The 20,994-nt window shown below is 35.2% G+C and carries 20 protein-coding genes and 1 pseudogene; 11 read left to right on the top strand and 10 right to left on the bottom strand.

Annotated elements, in window-relative coordinates:
• Nucleotide 1 precedes the first annotated feature (1 nt).
• Both mlaD and virB9 read left to right on the top strand, forming a co-directional pair.
• Nucleotides 2–457, top strand: a complete 456-nt coding sequence (mlaD, locus tag AAGD59_RS00355; RefSeq protein WP_007548591.1) for an outer membrane lipid asymmetry maintenance protein MlaD — start codon at nucleotides 2–4, stop codon at nucleotides 455–457.
• Between the two features lie 185 nt (nucleotides 458–642).
• A complete protein-coding gene (gene virB9 / locus AAGD59_RS00350; protein WP_015589382.1) occupies nucleotides 643–1,425 on the top strand; it encodes a P-type conjugative transfer protein VirB9 in 783 nt (260 codons plus the stop codon).
• Between the two features lie 3 nt (nucleotides 1,426–1,428).
• On the opposite strand, the gene AAGD59_RS00345 is transcribed toward virB9, so the two are convergent.
• A complete protein-coding gene (locus tag AAGD59_RS00345; RefSeq protein ID WP_015589381.1) occupies nucleotides 1,429–2,025 on the bottom strand; it encodes a ribonuclease HII in 597 nt (198 codons plus the stop codon).
• Nucleotides 2,026–2,031: 6 nt separating this feature from the next.
• Entirely contained in the window at nucleotides 2,032–3,012 is a 981-nt protein-coding gene (gene mraY / locus AAGD59_RS00340; RefSeq protein WP_007548592.1) for a phospho-N-acetylmuramoyl-pentapeptide-transferase, read from the bottom strand.
• Nucleotides 3,013–3,235: 223 nt separating this feature from the next.
• Here mraY and AAGD59_RS00335 point away from each other — a divergent pair, with 223 nt between their 5' ends.
• The 6 genes from AAGD59_RS00335 to dnaN all read left to right on the top strand — a co-directional run bounded on the left by AAGD59_RS00335 (nucleotide 3,236) and on the right by dnaN (nucleotide 8,241).
• Nucleotides 3,236–3,565, top strand: a complete 330-nt coding sequence (locus tag AAGD59_RS00335) for a transposase (RefSeq protein WP_141456678.1) — start codon at nucleotides 3,236–3,238, stop codon at nucleotides 3,563–3,565.
• Nucleotides 3,549–4,184, top strand: coding sequence for a transposase (locus tag AAGD59_RS00330; protein ID WP_265027790.1), 636 nt, complete (start codon nucleotides 3,549–3,551; stop codon nucleotides 4,182–4,184). Before AAGD59_RS00335 ends, AAGD59_RS00330 begins: the two co-directional genes overlap by 17 nt.
• Before the next feature lie 380 nt (nucleotides 4,185–4,564).
• Entirely contained in the window at nucleotides 4,565–5,266 is a 702-nt protein-coding gene (locus AAGD59_RS00325) for a P44/Msp2 family outer membrane protein (RefSeq protein WP_141457284.1), read from the top strand.
• A 318-nt stretch (nucleotides 5,267–5,584) separates the two neighbouring features.
• Complete coding sequence (locus AAGD59_RS00320; protein WP_015589362.1) at nucleotides 5,585–6,478, top strand: RNA polymerase factor sigma-32; 894 nt, start codon at nucleotides 5,585–5,587, stop codon at nucleotides 6,476–6,478.
• Nucleotides 6,471–6,968 (top strand): invasion associated locus B family protein, encoded by a 498-nt coding sequence (locus AAGD59_RS00315; protein ID WP_015589363.1) that lies wholly within the window; start codon nucleotides 6,471–6,473, stop codon nucleotides 6,966–6,968. The genes AAGD59_RS00320 and AAGD59_RS00315 overlap by 8 nt, the downstream gene beginning before the upstream one ends.
• A 115-nt stretch (nucleotides 6,969–7,083) precedes the next feature.
• Nucleotides 7,084–8,241 carry a DNA polymerase III subunit beta gene (dnaN, locus tag AAGD59_RS00310; protein WP_041573541.1) on the top strand — a complete coding sequence of 386 codons (1,158 nt, stop codon included), beginning with the start codon at nucleotides 7,084–7,086 and terminating at the stop codon, nucleotides 8,239–8,241.
• A gap of 88 nt (nucleotides 8,242–8,329) precedes the next feature.
• Here the strand turns inward: dnaN and truA are convergent, their stop codons facing one another.
• The 4 genes and pseudogenes from truA to AAGD59_RS00290 all read right to left on the bottom strand — a co-directional run bounded on the left by truA (nucleotide 8,330) and on the right by AAGD59_RS00290 (nucleotide 11,902).
• Nucleotides 8,330–9,067 carry a tRNA pseudouridine(38-40) synthase TruA gene (gene truA / locus AAGD59_RS00305; RefSeq protein ID WP_341812926.1) on the bottom strand — a complete coding sequence of 246 codons (738 nt, stop codon included), beginning with the start codon at nucleotides 9,065–9,067 and terminating at the stop codon, nucleotides 8,330–8,332.
• A 71-nt stretch (nucleotides 9,068–9,138) separates the two neighbouring features.
• Nucleotides 9,139–9,261: pseudogene (locus AAGD59_RS00300) on the bottom strand (IS630 transposase-related protein); the annotation flags it as partial.
• A 284-nt stretch (nucleotides 9,262–9,545) separates the two neighbouring features.
• The gene (locus tag AAGD59_RS00295) at nucleotides 9,546–10,304 is read right to left on the bottom strand and encodes a cytochrome c1 (RefSeq protein ID WP_010963022.1); all 759 of its coding nucleotides are present in this window, start codon (nucleotides 10,302–10,304) and stop codon (nucleotides 9,546–9,548) included.
• A 368-nt stretch (nucleotides 10,305–10,672) separates the two neighbouring features.
• A complete protein-coding gene (locus AAGD59_RS00290; RefSeq protein ID WP_006280242.1) occupies nucleotides 10,673–11,902 on the bottom strand; it encodes a cytochrome b in 1,230 nt (409 codons plus the stop codon).
• 342 nt (nucleotides 11,903–12,244) lie between these two features.
• On the opposite strand from AAGD59_RS00290, the gene AAGD59_RS00285 reads away from it, so the two are divergent.
• Nucleotides 12,245–13,774, top strand: a complete 1,530-nt coding sequence (locus tag AAGD59_RS00285) for an N-acetylmuramoyl-L-alanine amidase (RefSeq protein WP_223823148.1) — start codon at nucleotides 12,245–12,247, stop codon at nucleotides 13,772–13,774.
• A 19-nt stretch (nucleotides 13,775–13,793) separates the two neighbouring features.
• Here the strand turns inward: AAGD59_RS00285 and AAGD59_RS00280 are convergent, their stop codons facing one another.
• Complete coding sequence (locus tag AAGD59_RS00280) at nucleotides 13,794–14,045, bottom strand: J domain-containing protein (RefSeq protein ID WP_223823149.1); 252 nt, start codon at nucleotides 14,043–14,045, stop codon at nucleotides 13,794–13,796.
• Nucleotides 14,046–14,214: 169 nt separating this feature from the next.
• Between AAGD59_RS00280 and AAGD59_RS00275 the strand changes: the two genes are divergently transcribed.
• Both AAGD59_RS00275 and hisS read left to right on the top strand, forming a co-directional pair.
• A complete protein-coding gene (locus tag AAGD59_RS00275) occupies nucleotides 14,215–14,787 on the top strand; it encodes a NifU family protein (protein ID WP_015589367.1) in 573 nt (190 codons plus the stop codon).
• The gene (gene hisS, locus AAGD59_RS00270) at nucleotides 14,784–16,007 is read left to right on the top strand and encodes a histidine--tRNA ligase (protein WP_015589368.1); all 1,224 of its coding nucleotides are present in this window, start codon (nucleotides 14,784–14,786) and stop codon (nucleotides 16,005–16,007) included. The genes AAGD59_RS00275 and hisS overlap by 4 nt, the downstream gene beginning before the upstream one ends.
• A gap of 24 nt (nucleotides 16,008–16,031) precedes the next feature.
• Here the strand turns inward: hisS and surE are convergent, their stop codons facing one another.
• The 3 genes from surE to AAGD59_RS00255 form a co-directional block, all read right to left on the bottom strand.
• Complete coding sequence (gene surE / locus AAGD59_RS00265; protein ID WP_015589369.1) at nucleotides 16,032–16,784, bottom strand: 5'/3'-nucleotidase SurE; 753 nt, start codon at nucleotides 16,782–16,784, stop codon at nucleotides 16,032–16,034.
• Between the two features lie 1,297 nt (nucleotides 16,785–18,081).
• On the bottom strand, nucleotides 18,082–19,425 hold the full coding sequence (ffh, locus tag AAGD59_RS00260) for a signal recognition particle protein (RefSeq protein ID WP_341812925.1): 1,344 nt from the start codon (nucleotides 19,423–19,425) through the stop codon (nucleotides 18,082–18,084).
• The gene (locus tag AAGD59_RS00255) at nucleotides 19,410–20,969 is read right to left on the bottom strand and encodes a proton-conducting transporter membrane subunit (protein ID WP_015589371.1); all 1,560 of its coding nucleotides are present in this window, start codon (nucleotides 20,967–20,969) and stop codon (nucleotides 19,410–19,412) included. The genes ffh and AAGD59_RS00255 overlap by 16 nt, the downstream gene beginning before the upstream one ends.
• Nucleotides 20,970–20,994: the final 25 nt, after the last annotated feature.

Raw genomic sequence — 20,994 nt, 5'->3', positions numbered from 1 at the left:
GATGCGAAGGTCAAATATACTTGAAATAACCGCTGGATTATTTGTATTAATTTTTACTATTTTTCTGATTTTCTTTGCTATTGATAAGCTATCTTACATAAAGAAAAACTATAAGGATTGCTATAAAATATATGGTCTTTTTGCTAACGCTAACGGTATAGGAGTTGGTGATAGTGTCAAGATCTCTGGTGTAGATGTTGGAAGCATAACTGGTGTATCACTTGACAAAGCTACCTACGTAGCACGAATCGATATGTGTATAAGCAAAGACATAAAATTGCCAATTGATAGTTCAGCTCTGATCACTAGCAGTGGAGTTGTTGGCAGTAAATTTGTTAATATATCACCTGGATCAGATATTAAACTAATCTTGCATGGTGGTAAAATAGAGTATACTCAAGCTGAAGCAAACATGGGTGGAATAATGGACAGAATTCTTGGTATGTTTACGAAGTGAAAATGGCAGGATTCCAAGTGTACCCGTTCAGGTGAAGCCTCCTGTAGTTCTAAAGTATTTAAGGAGTTTACCTTATTTCTTGCCTTTTCTACCGCTTGCTTTGGGGTTTATAGTATAGAAAGTGCCTTAACAGTTGCAGTGCATGTCTATTAATGATAAAATGAAGATTAATTCATTTTGATATTATGATTGGTTTACTGTTTGCCGTACTATTGTTCCTCTGTGGTAGTGATGCACTTGCAAAACAGGAGCCACGTTCAATAGCTGGAGATAATCACATAAAGGTAATAAATTATAACCCACAGGCTATACATAAGTATACGGGTTTTTATGGTTATCAGTCCAGTATATTGTTTGAACCAGGGGAGATAATACAAAACCTTTCAATGGGTGATTCAACTGGTTGGCAACTTCTTCCTCAAGGTAACAGATTGTTTATTAAGCCCATAGATGATATTGCTGATACTAATGCAACTATAATTACCAATAAAAGAGTTTATTACTTTGAACTTCATGCTGAAGAAGCAACTGGACTAGATGATCCAAGATTAGCATATGAAGTAAGGTTTCTTTATCCACTATTTAGCAGTGATGAGATTTACACAACAAATAACGGTGATATCTTCGAACAAGCTAGTCATACCATTATTCCTGATATCAATGATATTGAAGTTGTAAAGAAGGGATTAAATTTTAATTATTCCATCTCGCACGTCAAAGGTAGTCAGTCAATAATACCAATTAAGGTTTTTGATGACGGAAAATTTACATATCTACAATTCAATAAAATAAACTCTGATTTTCCGGCAGTTTTTATGGTTGATTCTGCAGGATATGAGTCTTTAGTAAATTTCCGTACAGTTGATAACTACCTGATAATCGAAAGGGTAAGTTCAGTGTTTACCTTAAGGAATGGATCGAGTACAGTTTGCCTATTTAATGAAACCATACCTTTCAAAAAAGGGTAAAGGCTATAATGCCCGAGATATGGGTGCAAAATTTTTTCTATGATGTTCTGTAATTCCATAAAGGCCAATAGCGTTAAGGTGCTCTTTTGTCCCATATCCTTTATTTTTATACCAATTATATTCAGGATGCTTATTGTGCAATTCTTGCATAAGCCGATCTCTCGTAACTTTTGCAACGATTGAAGCTGCTGCAATTGATGTACTCAAATTATCACCATTTACTATGGATTTCACTTGCCATTTCACTTCAGGTGGTTGATTACCATCAACTAGCACATAATCTAATTCTAGGTCCAAGTCTATCAACGCACGTTTCATTGAAAGTTTTGTTGCTTGCAAGATATTGTATGAATTTATTTCTTCTACGCTTGCCATTCCTATACCAAATTTTGCAACGGATATTATTTTTTCATATAGGACTTGCCTACATTGAGGAGTCAACTTTTTCGAGTCGTTGATTCCATCAATAATTGTATTTCTATCAATAAACACTACGGCTGCGGATATTACTGGACCAGCTAGCGGACCTCTTCCAACTTCATCCACTCCTGCTATCACTCCTGATAATTTATTTTCTAATGTAAAGTCTGGGTATTTCATAGGTTTTTATAATAAGAAAGTTATAGTAAAAACTGAACAGATAATAGAAATTATCCAAAATTTCATAACGATTACATTTTCTGACCATCCCTTCTTTTCAAAGTGATGATGCATTGGTGCCATAAGGAAAACTCTTTTTCCTTCTCCATATTTAAACTTTGTATATTTAAAATATGATATCTGAATAATAACAGATAGAGTCTCTATTACAAAAATTATTCCAATAACGGCAAAAAGCATTTCTCTTTTAATTAGGACACTAGTTAACCCTAAGGCTGCGCCTACCGACAAGCTACCAACATCACCCATAAATATTTTTGCTGGATGTGTGTTAAACCACAAGAAACTTAGAATAGCTCCTATAAATGCAATGCAGAATAAAGTAATATTCATATCTGCTTGAGTTATATATGCAATTAGCCCCAAAAAAGCAAAGGAAGTGATGACTTGAGTTGCAGCAAGGCCATCCAAACCATCTGTGAGATTCACAGCATTAGAAGAGCCGACAATTACAAACGCAGCAAACGGAACATATAGATAGCCAAAATCTATTATTACTCCTTTAAATAGGGACGTTTTTGTAAAACATTCAGCAGAGTATAGCTTAAGTATAAACACACCAACCAGAGCAACAATAAACTGAATAAGTATTTTGGTTTTTGCACTTAAACCTCGATAGTGATTTGTCTTCAATTTTAAATAATCATCAATAAATCCAAGTAGAGCAAAAAATAGAGTTATCAATATCAGCAGCAAAATTTCTGGTGTTAACTGAACCCAGAGTAAAATTGGTAATAAAGAAGAAGTCAGTATTATTATTCCGCCCATAGGTGGTACATTCTTTTTTGTTATTAAATGACTTTCTGGTCCACATGATCTAATTGGTTGCCCATCTTTGCTTATTTTTTTTAGAAGCTTTATAAAATAGGGAAAAAGAATAAACCCAAAAACAAATGAGGTAAAAAATACTTTTGTAGCTAAGATCATCTGCTTACTTAAATTGACTGAGTGTCATACCACCTATAGCTAATAAAGTCAATTTCTGTCATCCTATAGCCTGACCCACAACTGTACGAACATTGTGATTTGGGCCCATCAGTAGGGTGTCATCCCAGTCTGGAATGGCTTTGTTGCATCGCTCAAGTGAAAAGAACTGGCAGTTACTGACAAAATTCATTATAAATAGCCATTTAACTGTTGAAGAAAAAATATGCCACAAAAAATGAGAGTCAGTAACTGCCATGAATATAACAAATTTCTCCAAGAAAGAGGAAGCATTTTTTGTTATATCAATGACGCCATAGAAAATTGGTACGAGAATTGTCCAAAAATGCAGGGCGGCAACTATATTTATAGTGATAAAGTTGTGATTTTGGTGCATATAATCGTCAGTTTCTTTAGAATTGGTTTAAGACAAACAGTCGGGTTTATAAAAGGGTATTTGCAACAAATAGGAAGAGATTTGGCAGTTATCAGCTATTCACAAGCATCAAGAAGGTTTAAGAAACTTAATATTAAGATAAATGATTGCAGAAAATAATATGGAAGATATCGAAATTGCTATAGACAGTACAGGAATTAGTATATACAACAACACTCCTGGTCACAGCAAGGAAAATAGCACTGACAGAAAATATCGTGGCTATGAGCAAACGAGAAAATTGCACGTAATGTTGAATATAAACAACAAAAAAGCCATAGCTGTAAAATACAGTAACGGTGTCTACTCTGATCACTATGGAGCTTGTGATTTGCTAAAAGAAGTTGATTTTCAGCATGCCATAAAAGCACTATATGCAGATAGAGCATGTGATAGGCACAAGTTTTATAAGTTGTGTAACGAATATGATATAAAGACAAAAATTCCACCAATAAACAATGCGGCAGAACATCCAGAAATAGATTATATGTCTGACAGGAATGCTGCTATTAGGTTAATAAAATTATACGGTGAAGATGGCATGAAAGAATGGAAAAAAGAAGTAAATTATGGGAAAAGATCTTATATTGAAGGGTTTTTCTCAAGATTAAAGCAAATATTCGGATTTAGTTTGAGGAATAAATCTGAGATAAATCGAGAAAAAGAACTGCTAATCAAATGCTATTTGCTTAATAAATTCACTGATATTGGTATGGCTAAATTTGAGATAGTTACATGAATTTACCATAAATCACCATCTCATAAAGTGTGATGCAACAAAGCCATCCCAGTGTCATGCTACTTGGATGACAAGAAGAGGGTACTTGGATAAGAGGCATTGCCCTCCTGGTAGGCCCAAATTGCAATGTTCGTACAGTTGTGGATTTCTCATCCGCTAACAAGCAGCGAGATGACGAGGTCTTTCGATAGTAAATCTTACCTGTGTTAGCTATACCAAAAAATCAAAAGTCGTATTTATTCATTAATAAAATCTTTGTCTTCTCCTAAAAATTAGTTAAAATGTAGAATATTTTGTGTTATTAAGTTAGCACTTGACTTAACTTTAGTTGTTACTTAGACTGCTAAAGTGGAATTTTAATTTTTTTTACGAGGACAATTATGCATTATAAAAAGTTTTTTTCAGCAGCCGCTTTAGCAACGTTGCTAAGTTTATCAAACTCTGCTTTTTCAGATCCTGTTGGTCCAATAAGTGATGAAGAAACTAGCTACTACGTTCGTTTGCAATACAACGGTGAAATTTTACCTCTTTTCACAAAAGTTGATGGTGCTACAGGTGCTAAAAAGAAGACTGCGGATACTGATACAACTACTGACCTTTATAAAGCTTCTTTTATGGCTGGTGGTGGTGCATTTGGTTACAAAATGGACGACATCAGAGTTGATGTTGAAGGGCTTTATTCGCAGCTAAGCAAGGATACACTTGATGTAGCTCCTACTCCAGCAATTGCAGACAGTTTAACAGCATTTTCAGGATTAGTTAACGTTTATTACGATATAGCAATTGAAGATATGCCTATCACTCCATATGTTGGTGTTGGTGTTGGTGCAGCGTATATTAGCACACCTTTGGCAACCGCTGTGAGTAGTCAAAATGGTAAATTTGCTTTTGCTGGTCAAGCAAGAGCTGGTGTCAGCTATGACATAACTCCAGAAATCAAACTCTACGCTGGAGCTCGTTATTTCGGTTCTTTTGGTGCTCATTTTGATAAAGATACTGCTGCAGCAAGCAAAGACAAGGGGGAACTCAAAGTTCTTTACAGCACTGTTGGTGCAGAAGCTGGAGTAGCGTTTAATTTCTAGTCTATCTCAGTCTTGTTATCCCAGTGGGTTTTTTCTTGTCATCCAAGTAGCATGACACTGGGATCTAGAAAAAAGAAATGTGGATTCCAGTGTCAAGGCACTGGAATAACACTATTTGCTATGTGTTTAAGCTATAACGTTTACCATTGTACTGGTAGAATATCATCTAAAGTTACATAATGTTATCCAATTAGCTAACACTGCGGCCTACTGTCTCCAAGAAATTAGATGGAAAATTTGTACTTTTTTCAAATCAAAGCTTGAATTTTTGCTGGAAAATCAATATATTATATGCATGAAGTTTTAATTTAAGTTGTTATGTTGACCCCAATGGCAAGCTTATGTGTCGATAGCAGAACCAATCTCATGCAATATATTGCTAGGGTGCGAAAATTTCCCATGCTGTCTCAAGAGGAAGAAGTACAACTAGCAAAAAATTGGAACCAATACAAGGATATTTCTTCTGCTCATAAATTGATTACCAGCCATTTGAATTTGGTAGTGAAAATTGCAATGAAATTCAAAAATTATGGACTATTGTTGATGGACCTGGTCATGGAAGGGAATATGGGTTTAATGCATGCAGTAAAAAAGTTTAATCCTGATTTAGGGTTTCGTTTTTCAACTTATGCAGTGTGGTGGATTGAAGCTTCAATAAAAGACTTTATATTGAAATCTTGGTCATTTGTGAAAATAGGCACAACGCAAGCACAAAGAAGATTATTTTTTAGTTTACGTAAAATAAAAAAAAGAATTTTACAGTATACAAACAGAGAAACTTTAAATAATGAAGAAATAAAAGCAATATCTAATGAGCTTTCTGTATCCGAAGGAGACATTATACAGATGAATTACCGTTTGGCTTGTAAGGATCAGTCGCTAAACGATTGCATAAAAATAGGTGATGACTCTAAAAGGGAGCTACAAGATATGATCCCATGTAACTTGGTCAGTCAAGAAGTAACTTACCAAAATCATGAAGAGAAAGAATTAAAAGAAACAATTTTAAACAATGCACTAGCAAGTCTCAACGAAAGGGCGAGAGACATTTTTATCAGTAGATATTTGTCTGAAAACACTCAAACTCTGGATGAACTTAGTAAAAAATATTGTGTTTCAAGAGAAAGAATAAGGCAGTTGGCTGAGCAGGCGATGGCTAAGGTAAAACAATATATACAATCAGAAAGTTTGAAATTTGGTTTGCATGCGTAGTTTTTTTATATTTCTAATATTTTTTTCAATAGGCGCTTTTGCATCAGTTAGTGATGTGCAATTGAAGGAAAAATATAAAGATTGGCTCGTGTATACTGCATTGGAAGATGGAGAGAAGGTATGTTATATTGTATCCTATCCTAAAAAAAAAAGCGAACATTATACAACCAACCGAAAGCCATATGTAATGGTTAGTTATGTTGATAAAAAAGCAGATGAGGTAAGCGTTACCTCTGGTTTTCAGTATGATAAGGAGCCTGTAGCTCTCAATATCGACAAAAAAATTAAATATACACTGCCTATAATACAGGGAAGTTTTGCGTGGGCAGAGCATACAAAAATAGATCAAGATCTCATTCTAAAAATGAAGCAGGGATTATCAATGGTAGTGAATGGGAAAACAAAAACAGTGACCATTGATGATACTTATTCCCTACTTGGGTTTCAAAAAGCGTATCAAAAAATGCATGATTCATGCCATACAAAGTAAATTATTGTAACAGAATACCCAGCTATAGTATAAAATAGACTACTCTTTCAATGAATAGCACTTTACTTTATATGGAATGCGGATATCATTTAAAATATATTTTTGAGAGTTAGTAATGTCAGAGGTTGCAGGTGTAGACACAGAAATCAAAAAGCAAAATTCTGTGTGCGAGCAGATGCGTTTTAGCGTGAGCCGCACAAGTCTTTTAAATACATTATCCAGAGTAAGTGGAGTGGTCGAAAGGCGTAATGCAATAGATGTTTTGGCATGTATAAATATCAAAGCACAACATGGCAGCATAAAATTAATGGCAACTGATCTTGACATTTCAATGTTTGCCTCACTTGCTGCAACCGTATTAACAGAAGGAGAAGTAAAAATTTCAGCGCATACTTTACATGACATAGTGAAGAAGTTACCCGCTGATTTGGATGTCAATTTTGAAGTAAACAACCAAGGAAAATTATTGATGTCTTGCGGAAATGCAAACTTTTCTTTACCGAATGTAGTTTCAAGCAGTTTTCCTGCTCTTGAAGAAGACAATTATAAATATGATTTTACTCTACTCAATACGGACCTGATAGACTTATTAACCAAAACAAAATTTGCTGTATCACTAGATGATACAAGGTATAATTTAAATGGAATATATCTACATACAGATGAGCAGTTTCTGTACTGTGTTGCAACTGATGGCCATCGTTTATCGTGTATAAAGAGGCCAAAGCCTGGAAATATCAATGGCGAATTCGGTGTGATCATTCCACGTAAAACTGTTATGGAGTTGTTAAAAATATTGGACGATTGTAATGAAATTAAAGTAAAACTCTCAGACAGAAAAATCAAGTTTACATGCGGTGAATATATTCTAATATCAAAATTAATAGATGGAACTTTTCCAAATTATAAAGCAGTTATTCCAGCATCTCAAGATAAGCATATGATTATTGAAAGTAAAAAACTTTCAGATGTTATAGATCGAGTTTCCGTTGTTGTATCTGATAAAGTAAAATCCATTAAATTCTCACTACAAGAAAAGCTGCTAACTCTGCATTCAAACTCCCAAGAGTGCAGTGATGCAACTGAATCCATAGAAGTGGACTACAATGAAGCCCCTATAGAAATAGGGTTCAACTCGCGTTATTTGCTTGATGTTCTATCTTGCATAAAAAATAAATGTAAGTTTAGCTTAGCCGATGGTAATAGTGCTACAATTATCACTGATGAAGATGATTCAAATGTATTATATGTAGTGATGCCAATGAGAACTTAAACTCGTCATCTCGCTGCTTGTTAGCGAGATCTGGAGATACTGCGGCGGTATGACACTTATTTCACTAAGAACGTTACTTTTTATTAAATTAGTAATCTATCTTTACCAAATACAAGCCAAAAGGCGGCGCGGTAACCCCAGCAGCACTTCTTTTGCATTGGCTTAATATATGTAGCATTTCTTGCGGATTGGTTCTATTTTTTCCAAATTCAACTAAAGTACCCGCAATAATCCTCACTTGGTTATGTAAAAAGGAAATAGCAGATATTTTGATGTGTATATGATTCCCGTTTTGTACTATATCGATATCATCAATTGTTCTTATCGGATTTGCGGCGTGACAATCTTTTGAACGAAAACTTGAAAGGTCATGTTTTCCAAGTAGATGTTTAGCAGCTTCACGCATAATATTTACATCAAGTGGGTTAAACACTTGCCATACATAACCCGTCTCCAGAGCGGCAGGAGCATAGCGATTAACTATTCTGTATTCGTAATATCTTTTTTTTGCTGAAAACCGTGCGTGAAACGCATCATCTACAACTTCTGCATTAAGCACAACTATAGGAATTGATTTTAAATGATAATTTATTGCGTTTCTTATTCTATAAAGCTCACATTTCTTTTCCATATCAAAATGAGCAACTTGTCCTAAAGCATGAACCCCAGCATCGGTCCTTCCACCACAGTACAAGGCAATTTTCTCACCACTAAAATTAAATATAGCATTTTCTATCTTCTCCTGGATTGAGTTAGCAGAGTGTTGCTGTTTTTGCCAACCAGAGAAACTACTACCATTATATTCTACCGTTATTTTGTATCGCACTGCATTACATCAAGCTCTATCTAAAATAGTCATTTTCTATCTTAACATAATTTATGGTCAAGCCTACAGTGCTGCCACTCCCATAAAGTAGTTCGTCCAATCTTAAATCTTGCTGCCACTGCTTCTCTGCTTTCTCCTTCGTCTAGCGCCTCCATTGCTTTTTTTCTTAAATCATAACTATATGCTGCTGGCATTCAACCTCCTTATCATTATCTATCCTTATCACATCCGGACTTCTATGAAAAGAGCTATAAATCGTGAAAAAGAACTGCTCATTAAGTGCTATTTGCTTAATAAATTTACTGACATTGGTATGGCTAAATTCGAAATGGCTACATGAATTTATCGTAAATTATTACCGTATAAGGTACGATGCGACAAAGCCATCCCAGTGTCAGCTACTCGGATGACACCGTCATAAAGGAACCAGTGTTAGCTACTTGGATGACAACCATTGTGCTTGAGGCAAAATTGACTATCACTTCTTTTTATAGAGCTTGCTCCAAACTTTGTTGTTAGTTAATACAAAAAACACTGTTAAAATTATAAAATACGCCACTACTTTTAATCCAAGTTTATGCCGGCGCTCTAATTCTGGCTCTGCTGCCCATTGTAAAAAATTTATCACATCATACGCCATATTTTCAACTGTGGCTTGCCTTGCACCATCATATTCCACCATTCCTTCAGAAAGTGGTGGCGCCATAGCTAATCTGCCTGTTGGAAAATACGAATTAAAATATAAATCATTTTCATCGTGTTCGCCGTTTTGATAGCCTGTTAACAATGAATAGACATAATTTGCACCATCATGCCTTGCTTTAATAATTAATGATAAGTCTGGTGGGACTGCACCATTGTTGCTTGCTGCAGCTGCTTCTTTTGTATCAAAAGGCGCAATAAAATAATCCGAAGGTACTCCAGGTCTGTCAAACATTTCACCCAAATCATTCGGACCATCTTTAACTTGATAAGAAGCTGCTATTTGTTTTACATCTTCTTCAGAAAAACCGACATCTTGCAAATTACGAAATGCTACCCTATTCATTGAATGACAAGCAGCACAGACTTCTTTATACACTTTATAGCCACGCTGAATTGACTCTCTATCGAAAGATCCGACAATTCCATCAAATTTCCAGTCTATTTTCTTATTTGGTGATGATTTAAATTCTTCTGCAGATATAAGACTAGATAGAAATAACATGCAGAAGATTGCAAATACATTAGATCCCATGCATAACCACTGTTTTAGTAAATTTCGAATTGATGTCATGCAAGTAGCTGACACTGGAATCCAGCTTATTTCATCACTGACATTATGGTTATCATGCACTCCTAGAATCTGTTGTCCATTGCATGATTTGTAAGTATTTTTATACCTGGATCCCAGTGTCAAGCACTGGGATGACAACGGAAGATAGTGGAATGACACTGTGTGTTGTATACAACGTTCATACAATTGTGTACATGATGCTGGAATCCATTTATTTTTTTTCTGGATCCCAGTGTCAAGTACTGGGATGACAAAAGAGGGCTCTGGGATGACAGAAGAGAGCTCTGGGATGACAGAGAATTTTGTAAGAGATCTGCTTTGAATTGACATCACCTCATCTCCGGCACAGAATCACTTAAGGTTTTTGGTGGTTCTTTTGGCTTTTCATACTTACTAAGCAGTGGTAAAACTATCACAAAGTATGCAAAGTAATAAAGAGTAGATAGCCTACTCATAGTGATGTAAGGCTCTTTTACCTCTTGTCCTCCAAGCCAGGCAAGAAGTACAAAATTTATTGCAAAAACCCAAAAAAATTTCTTAAACACCGGGCGATAAGCACCACTTTTAACTTTTGATTTATCAAGCCAAGGTAACAAAAACCACACTAAAATAGACGCAAACATGGTAAGCACACCAGTAAGTTTATCTGGAATTGAACGTAGCATTGCATAAAAAGGTAAAAAATACCACTCTGGCACTATATGTACCGGAGTGACCATAGAATCAGCTTCTATATAATTGTCTGGATGCCCAAGATAATTGGGAGCATAGAAAACAAATGCGAACAAAACTACAAAAAACAGACCAAAAGTTATGCAATCCTTGACTATATAATAAGGATAGAGAGGGATGGTATCCTTATCTGATTTTACCTCCACTCCACTTGGGTTACCAGAGCCAAACCTATGCAGAGCTATCACATGAAGCATAGCTAAAGCAATAATAACAAAAGGCAGAAGATAATGCAGAGCGAAAAAACGGTTAAGTGTTGGGTTATCCACTGAAAAACCACCCCATAACCATATAACTATTTTATTGCCAATTAAAGGTATAGCAGAAAATAAGTTGGTTATAACTGTTGCACCCCAGAAACTCATTTGTCCCCAAGGCAATACATATCCCATAAAGGCAGTTGCCATCATTGCAAAAAATATAAATATTCCAATAAACCACACCATCTCTCTCGGTCTTTTATAAGATCCGTAATATAATCCACGCATTATATGAACATAGACTACCATAAAGAAGAGCGATGCTCCAACAGCGTGAGTGTAGCGTATTAACCACCCGTAATTCACATCCCGCATTATGCGCTCTACACTATTAAACGCATAATCAACATGCGGAGTGTAGTGCATAGCAAGAAATATACCTGTTATTATTTGTAAAATCAGCGCTATACCAGCCAAAGAGCCAAAGTTCCAAGCATAATTTAAGTTTTTTGGCACTTGGTAAGAAGCAGTGTGTCTTAGAAAAGAAAATATAGGCAATCTATATTCTATCCATCCTAATATGCCTTTTTCTTCTTTTATTGTTTCTTTTTTGTTATCTTCCTGCATAACTTAAACCTTTCTGAACACATGTCCATTGCTACTTTTATCTTATTTTTTTATTGTAGCAACTTATCCTTTACGCACAAATAAAAACTTTAAAGCAATATTAATTACCTCTTCAGCAACCTGTCACGTGCTGCGTTTAATTTTTGTGCAAAATATTCCGAGCCTCCTTTATCTGGGTGAACTAATTTCATTAAATTTTGATTGCTTTATTGATTTCATTTTGGTTCGCTCCAGAATCTATTCCTAGCACTTTAAATGCTCCATCTCTGAACATGTTACTACTACCAGACTAGTATGATTTTGTCTTGTAAATTTATTCAACAACCCTATTCTAACTATATAATGAAAAATTATCTACAAAGTGTTTATGAAGATGGTATGAAAATCCAACTATCTAAAGTCAACAAATATTTATTAGTTTTACTGATTACTGTCTCAGCATTTCTCATATCTGGGCAAGTATCCAGTTCAAGCAATATCGAGAATGATTTTCAAGATTTACAAGAAAAATTACCATTATTGAAAGATCAGGATTTGTTATTTTTAGATCCAGCTTCAGCTTTAAATTATGGTGATAGGGCAGGTAAAAAAGTGTTAATGGTTATAGTTCACCATACTGAAACATCAACACTAAAAGGTACAAAAGATACGCTGAATGCTAGAGGATTGTCAGTTCATTTTATTGTCGATAGGGATGGCAGCATCACCTTAATGGTTCCATTAGAGAAAGAAGCATGGCATGCTGGTATTAGTTATGCAAGAGTTAAGGTAGATAGTAAGCTTGAAGAGTTACGGAAGCTTAACAACTATTCTGTAGGTATTGAAATTGTAAACACAGGACTTGAGCCTTTTCCGGAAGAGCAAATGAGATCTGTTAAAGAGCTGATTTTATACCTTATGGAGCGTTTTAAAATTAAAAGGGATATGATATTTAGTCATTCTGAAATAGGAACTATAGTGTATGATCCAGAGCTTGGCTATACAATGCGTAAACCAGATCCACACAAATTGTTTGATTGGGAGTTATTAGAGAAAAATGAAATTGGATTGCACATAAGTGACAGAATAAACCCTAAAGATGCTAAACACAAAATGGGCAAAACATTGTATAAAGCAGGTGATAGAAATGAAGGTATTTTGAAATTAAAACAAAGGCTGAACAGATTTTTCTATAAGATAGAACCTTGGAATGATAAGAAAGGTAATGTAATTTTTCCTGATAATAATGCTGATTACTCAGATGAGTTTGATGAGAATTTTGTATGGGTTATTTATCAGTTTTCAATACATAATTTACCAAGAGAAATTAGAAAAGATCTACCTCTTAAACTAGAACAAGCAGATATATTTCCTGAATTCTTTAGTGAATATAGTCATGGCATTTCTTCTAGTTATCTAACCTTTAGTGAAAAAATTAAATCGACTCTACAACCATGTTTAAGCAAAGTAGATTATGAGAATTTATTATCTTCTCTTGCACAATATGAGAATAACATTTCTCCTGATGCATCTACCACTTTAATGTACAAAATTAAGTTATACTATGATTCTTATTTAAGATATCGCATATGGTCTTCACTCTATAAACCATTTAAGCTTAATGTATTGGAAGAGTTAGAGATTTTAAAGAGTGGAGTGTTATCTTTAAAATCACTAGATAGCTCTAAAGCTGCAGAAGTTTCCAGTTTAATTGATAGCTTTAAAGTAGATATTTCTTTAGAATTTCAGGGTTTTGAAAAACAGTGGTTTCAGGAGTTTAAGAATGCTTGGAGACAAGAATTTATACCTTCCCTGGAAGAACAGATAACATGGACTGCACTACATGAAGCAATATTGGAGTATTTAGAAAAAGCAAAGGAAGAAATTCGTTAAACGAAAACTTTTTTTAAGATCACTTTTTTAACAATTTATCACGTGCCGCATTTAGCTTTTGCGCAAAATATTCCGAGCCTCCCTTATCTGGGTGAACTAATTTCATTAAATTTTGATATGCTTTATTGATTTCATTTTGACTTGCCTCAGGATTCAGCCCCAGTATCTTTAATGCTTCATCCTTGGACATGTTATCACCAGTGTAATTTTCAGTATAACTTCTACTGCTACTAAATTCGTTCAAAAACTTACTCAATATAGAGTTCATCATGAAACTCATATTATTTTTTTTTGTCAGGAAAAGAAAAAATATAACAACGCTAGGCAAGACAAATGTAACTACTATGAATATCAAAAAAAGGAAAAAGATGAATGACATGTATATTTTTTTATCATTTTATGATTAAATAGTAACAATTATAATCGTCATGGTAAATAACATGTTCATTCAGATTGAAGAAACACCTAATCCAAACACACTGAAATTTCTCCCTGGATTTGCAATTCTAAACGAAGGAGAAACGGCTGATTTTTCAAATGCAAATGAGATAAAAAATTCTAAACTAGCAGCAAATCTTTTTCAAATAGAACATGTGGTAAGAGTGTTTTTTGGTCATGATTTTATTTCAGTAACAAAATTGGGTGAAATTAATTGGGATACATTAAAAGTAGAAATTTTAACTACAATCATGGATCACTTTACTTCAGGTGGAAAAGCGCTAAATAAAGAAGGAGTGAATGATAATAACATACCAAATGAGGAATTTTTTGATGAAAGTGATATAGAAATTGTAAATAGAATAAAAGAATTGATGGAAAGTTATATCAAACCTGCAGTTGCTCAAGATGGTGGCGATATCAAATTTCGTGGCTATAAAGATGGAATAGTTTATGTTGAATTACAAGGAGCTTGCTCTGGATGCCCAAGTGCTGCAATTACTTTAAAGCAAGGAGTGCAGAATATGCTGAGCTACCACATACCAGAGGTTGCAGGTATAGAGACCACACTATGACTAATCAAACAGTTAGAGGAACGAAAGACCTTCTATTTGATGAGTGGTATAAGTTTAAATACATTCAGCAAACAGCAAATAGAATCTCAAGTCTATACGGCTTTTTGCCCGCCCAAACTCCAATATTTGAGTACACGGAGGTTTTTACAAAAACTTTAGGTGATAGCTCAGATATCATCACTAAAGAGATGTATAGCTTCAATGATAAAGGGGGAAAGAGCATAACTTTACGTCCTGAGTTCACTGCAGCGATTGTCAGGCTATTAATTGAAAAAAAACTGCAAACGCCGATAAAATTATTTTCAACAGGGCCTGCATTTCGCTATGAAAGACCGCAAAAGGGAAGACAAAGGCAATTTCATCAGATAAATTTTGAGGTTTTTGGCATAGAAGATCCAAAAGCCGATGTTGAATTGATATCACTCGCTCAGCACTTACTAACTGAATTTGGCATCAATAAAAATGTAAAGCTGGAAATCAACTCTTTAGGTGATGGTGAGACAATAACTAAGTATAGAGAAGCTTTGATCTTATACTTTACAAAGTATCAAAATGATCTATCAGAAGATAGCAAAAATAGGTTGATCAAAAATCCACTCAGAATACTAGATTCTAAGGATGAGAAAGATAGATTAATAATCTCTGATGCGCCTAAAATCAGCAATTATTATACGAAAGAGTCCTCAGATTTCTTTGAACAAATACTAAATGGATTAACAATTCTTGATATACCTTATACCGTAAACAATAAACTAGTTCGAGGTTTGGATTATTATTGCCACACAGTGTTTGAGTTTGTTACAGAGGATTTAGGTGCACAAGGGGCAGTTTTTGCCGGTGGAAGATACGATAATTTAGTATCTTCAGTAGGTGGAAAACACACTCCAGCAATAGGATTTGCAGGGGGTATTGAGCGCATAATGGAGTTAATCAATTATTCTCCGAAAGAAGAGCGACCTATTTACCTAATTCCAATCGGTAGAGAGGCTGAAAAACATGCTTTAACACTTGCAAATGAATTGCGCAGAAATAGTTTATATGTAAGTTACGAACACAGTGGAACAGTTAAAAATCGCATGAAGAAAGCAAGTCAAGCAAATGCTAAAATTGTATTGATCTTTGGGAATGATGAGTTAAACAACAATACTGTTAAAGTAAAAAATATGGATACAGGTGAAGAAAAAATAATTGCTCGCGATAACACAATAGAAAACATCTAATTAGGAGCAATGCAAATGTTTTTCTCAGTCAGCTATAGAAGAAAATTCGTCTGCACAAGAATTTTTCATAGCATTCAATGTATCATAATCTGTAAAATCTAATTTTACTGGTGTGATAGTAATAAATCCTTCTTTTATTTTATTTATACTACCACTGCCTGAGTGCTCTCGAGACCAATTTAAGCTAAAAGAGCCATTCGAATTTTCAGTAAAAATTAAATCCCCATCAATGTTATATTCACCTTGTTCAGCAAATTCTACTCCTTTTACTTTTTCCGTAGCAGGAAAATTTACACTCATCACTATGTTTTTAGGCCAACCAACCTTAACTAGCTTGGCAATAACCTTTGGTGCAAAAACCTTTGTATTGTGCCAGTCTATTTTATCATGATAAACTTGGCTCAGTGCAATAGAAGGTATAGACCTTGCAGCACCTTCCATTACAGCACCAATTGTTCCTGAATAACAAATATCGTCCCCAACATTTGATCCAATATTTACTCCGGACAATATTAAGTCTGGTTTTTTATTCATAACTTTATTTAGCGCAATAATGACACAATCTGCAGGAGTACCAGACACACTAAATTCCCTTTCACTATGTTGGTTTATTCCAATAGATTGTTTCACTGGATAATCAAGAGATCTTGCAGCCCCGCTTCTATCAGTATCTGGTGCCACTATCCATATTTCTGACGCAAAATTCCGTGCAATCTCTTTGAGTAATTTTATTCCTTCACTTCCAAAACCATCATCGTTTGTTATTAATATTATCATATACAATACTCAGCTATACAGCTCCAAATTATGTAAACCACTGGCTGTAAATAAACTCATGAGGCTTTAAGTTTCTTTGCATAACTACGAACTGTAACAAAGAACCTGCTGTAAATCAATAGATTTCTTGCACAGGCCATAACTGTCATTACAATAGAAACGAAAAAACTTGCTTGACAAACTCCGCCAGCCCCCTTATTATAGTGTTAAGGGTATTTATGACTCAAAACTTGTTTTTGACCTGCAGGCTCAATGACAAAATTCAGTAAAAACTCAGGGTATTTTTTGGCGGATTACATAAAATTATAGCGGCTGCATGTCTTTTAAAATTTTTCTACATTCAGCCAAATCGCGCTTATTTTAAGCGTTAGCACATTATTACAGCGCCACTTACAGTAATAGAGAGTCAAAACTCGCACTACGGGGCTTCTTTTGCCTTTTTTTTCATTTGGTAAATTTCTTAATGTTTGTAGCTAAACGACAACCGTCATCCCGCTGCTTGTTAGCGGGATCTCTTGTTAGCGCCGCGGCGGTATGACGGTTCGTGGCGGCGTGACGATAAGCTCGTCATCCCGCTGCTTGTTAGCGGGATCTAGAGATACCGCGAATGAATCGCGGTATGACGTAGGACTGCTGTCATTCCAGTGCTTGGCACTGGAATCCAGCCTTTCTGCAATCTCATCGAAAATGTTGTAACCACTTTCTGTGCTAGTTTGCTTGCCCACAAGCAAACTTTCCTGGATCCCAGTGTCTGGGCACTGGGATGACACCCTTTTGGATAGAAACCAGTGTCTGGGCACTGGAATGACACCGAAGGGGCTACTGCTGTCTTGGATGGAAACCAGTGTCAGCTACTTTCATGACACCCTGACCTCGTCATCCCGCTACTTGTTAGCGGGATCTAGAGATACCGCGAATGAATCGCGGTATGACGGTTCGCGGTGGCATGACGTAGGACTGCTGTCATTCCAGTCTGGAATCCAAAAAAAAGGATGACACCTCTGGGCGCTGGGATGACAGGAGAAGGAGGCTACTTTCATGACACCATTCTTTTTTCTGGATCCAAGTAGTCAAGCTACTCGGATGACACCCCACTGGTGGCCCACACTACAATGTTCGTACAGTTATGAAATGAATCGCGGTATGACGTGTTGCTTGGGTCAGCTATAGTATTTCTTAAAATTAATAATAAATTTCTTGGCTAGCAAGAAGCTGTAAATTTTTTTGCGAGACCTAAGCCGCTTTTGATATAGCTAAAGGTTTACTGATGATTTGTCTCATTCCACTACCTGCTGACTTACTTTCTGCTTAGCATATCCATCAAATCAGATTCTTTGAGTTTACTATGGTCAACTTTACTGAACTTATTTACCATAGAGCTCATTTGATTATACTGCTTAATTAGAAGATTAATGTCAGTTACAGTTGTTCCGGACCCCTTAGAAATTCTAAGTCTTCTTTTGCCATTTAAAATATCTGGATTTTGCCTTTCTTTTTCAGTCATTGAGTTTATGATGGCTATATATTTTTTCACTTTATTGTCATCTGGCACACTGCTACTTAGCTTTTTTGTAAATGAACTAGGAATGAATTTCATTATGTTGCTAATGCCATCCATTTTACTCAGAGTTTTTAACATTCCCACTAGGTCGTTTAGGTCGAATTTACCTTTTTTCACTTTCTTTTGTAACTTATCAATTTCTTCCTGACCAACAATCTCAGCAGCTTTTTCAACCAATGAGACAACATCACCCATGCTAAGTATTCTTTTTGCAATTCTATCTGGATAAAAATCATCGAGGCCACTTAATTTTTCACCACAAGCAATAAATTTAATTGGACAATCGGCGATCATTTTCATAGAAAGAGCAGCACCACCACGTGCATCACCATCAACACGGGTAAGAATAATGCCGGTTACACCTATTACCTCATTGAATGATTTGGCAATGTTGACCGCATCCTGGCCTATCATTGCGTCGGCTACTAAAATAACTTCTGCAGGTGAAGCTATTTCCTTTACGGCTTTCAACTCATTCATCATATTATTGTCAATATGAAGCCTGCCTGCGGTATCTAGTATTAATACATCACAATTATCGTTCTTTGCTGTTGCTAGTGCCCTTTTTGTAATTGTAATGGGCTTCTCGTCTATTACTACAGGTAAAGTTTGCACATCTATTTGTTTACCTAGCACTTCAAGTTGTTTTTGGGCAGCCGGCCTATAAATGTCTAAAGAGGCAAGCATCACTTTTTTCTTTTGCTTTTTTAGCTTTAAAGCAAGCTTTCCTGAGGTGGTTGTTTTACCTGCACCTTGTAAGCCCACCATCATAATCACAGCAGGGGGTTTAACTGCTAGATTTAAGTCACTTTTCTCTGATCCGAGAACTGCAACTAAATTATCCTGCACAATTTTAATTATCATTTGTGCTGGAGAAACACTTTTTATGACTTTTTCCCCAATCACTTTATCTTTAATGTCATTGATGAATTTTTTTGCAACTTCAAGTGAAACGTCAGCTTCAATTAAGGCTATGCGTATTTCACGCATGGCAAGATTAAAATCATCTTCAGAAATGATCGACTTTCCTCTTAGTTTACTAAATACAGAATTTAAACTTTCGGTTAACGACTTAAACATAATAGCATTAGTAGAATACTCATTAAAAAGAGAGAAGAAGCTGAAACAAAACTCACTGAGTTATAACCCAGCACTTCCTTAAGTTTAGTAATATTATCAAAGTATAAACTAGTAAGTGAATTAGTCAAGTTTTGCAGTACGTTGGCAGACATTTCTCTCACTTTAAAGACCAATTGATTGAACAGCAAGATAATATAGGGTATGAAAGCTCTAAAAATCCAATCAACATCCATTTTAAAATTTATTCTCGGGTAAAATAACTTGCGTAAAAGAATGAACAATAAAGTGGTACATAATAACAAATTAAATTGCGACAAAATATTTTTTGTGTTGTACACAAAATCGAAAATCGAAGGTTTATTGTAAATAGGTAAGTAAGGGTTGCCAGCAATTACGCATATAAATGCTAAAATAATCATAGTCATTTTGCCTCCCCTCTCTGCTAAAGGTTTTGACTTACTTTTTGCAATAAATATGTAGTAAAGAAACTTGAGCCCCACGCTTAAATAAAGCAGTAAATTTAGAATCTTGTATAAGTTTTTATACACTTCTAAATTAGCACCACTTGCTTCAATCTCGGCTGTAATGTATGATTTGCTAATAAATCCAGCGGTTCCAGGAAATGCAGCCATTGTAAGTATTGCGATTATAGCACACATGCCTTCCACTGACATCAGTTTGCCTACTCCATTAAAACTAATTGTTTTTGTTCGTGAAATAATCGAATTGCTGACTACAAACAATAATGATTGATAAACAAGAGAGAAGATTATATGCAGTATCAAAATTGGTATTGCCTTTTCCGAAGGGCTGAGTAAACCTCCTGCAATAATCAGCAAGCCCATTTGTCCTACAACGTTATAGCATAAAAATCTACGAATATTTTGCTCGAGAGAAGCAAATATAATGCTGTAAATTGCAGTGATGGTGCCTACAAGCGCTAATATTTCAGTACAATCTTGCCATAGGTTATAAGTGTGTAAAAGCATCACTAAAAAAGAGACTTTAGTGGTAAATAAAGAGAGATATGTGGTGCCATGTAGCGATGCAGCAGGATATGCATCAACAACCCAAAATGAAAAAGGAAAACAAGCGCAGTTTATCAATAAACCCAAAATTATCAGGTTAGTGCTTTGAAGTGCCAATCCTGCTATTAATATAACTCCAACGAAAAAGTGTACACAAGCGTACCTTATTGCAGGTCCACTATCTCTACAGCTAGCTGCGATAATAAAAAATGCACTGATGGTCATTAATTCACAGAATATTATAACCAATATCATATGTTCAGATAAAACTGCATAAAGTGAACTAATAGTGTAAGCAGCAAAAGATAGCATCTCTGAAAAAGTCAAATTTTGTGCTGGTAGAACAGCTAAAAATGCAACTGATAAAAAAGATATTAGTATGGTACGAAAAGATAAATCAAAATCTAGAATTGGGAGAGACCAATTTACTGCAATGCTCAAATTTTCAGGTAATTTTAGGACTATAACTATTAATACAGTCAGTAGAAGTAACAGTGACGATTTATAAAGTTGCACAATAATTAAAACCAATATGGTTTAT

The sequence above is a fragment of the Wolbachia endosymbiont (group A) of Cephus spinipes genome (assembly GCF_964026895.1).
Classification (GTDB): Bacteria; Pseudomonadota; Alphaproteobacteria; order Rickettsiales; family Anaplasmataceae; genus Wolbachia; species Wolbachia pipientis.
This window is presented reverse-complemented; position numbering and strand designations above follow the sequence as displayed.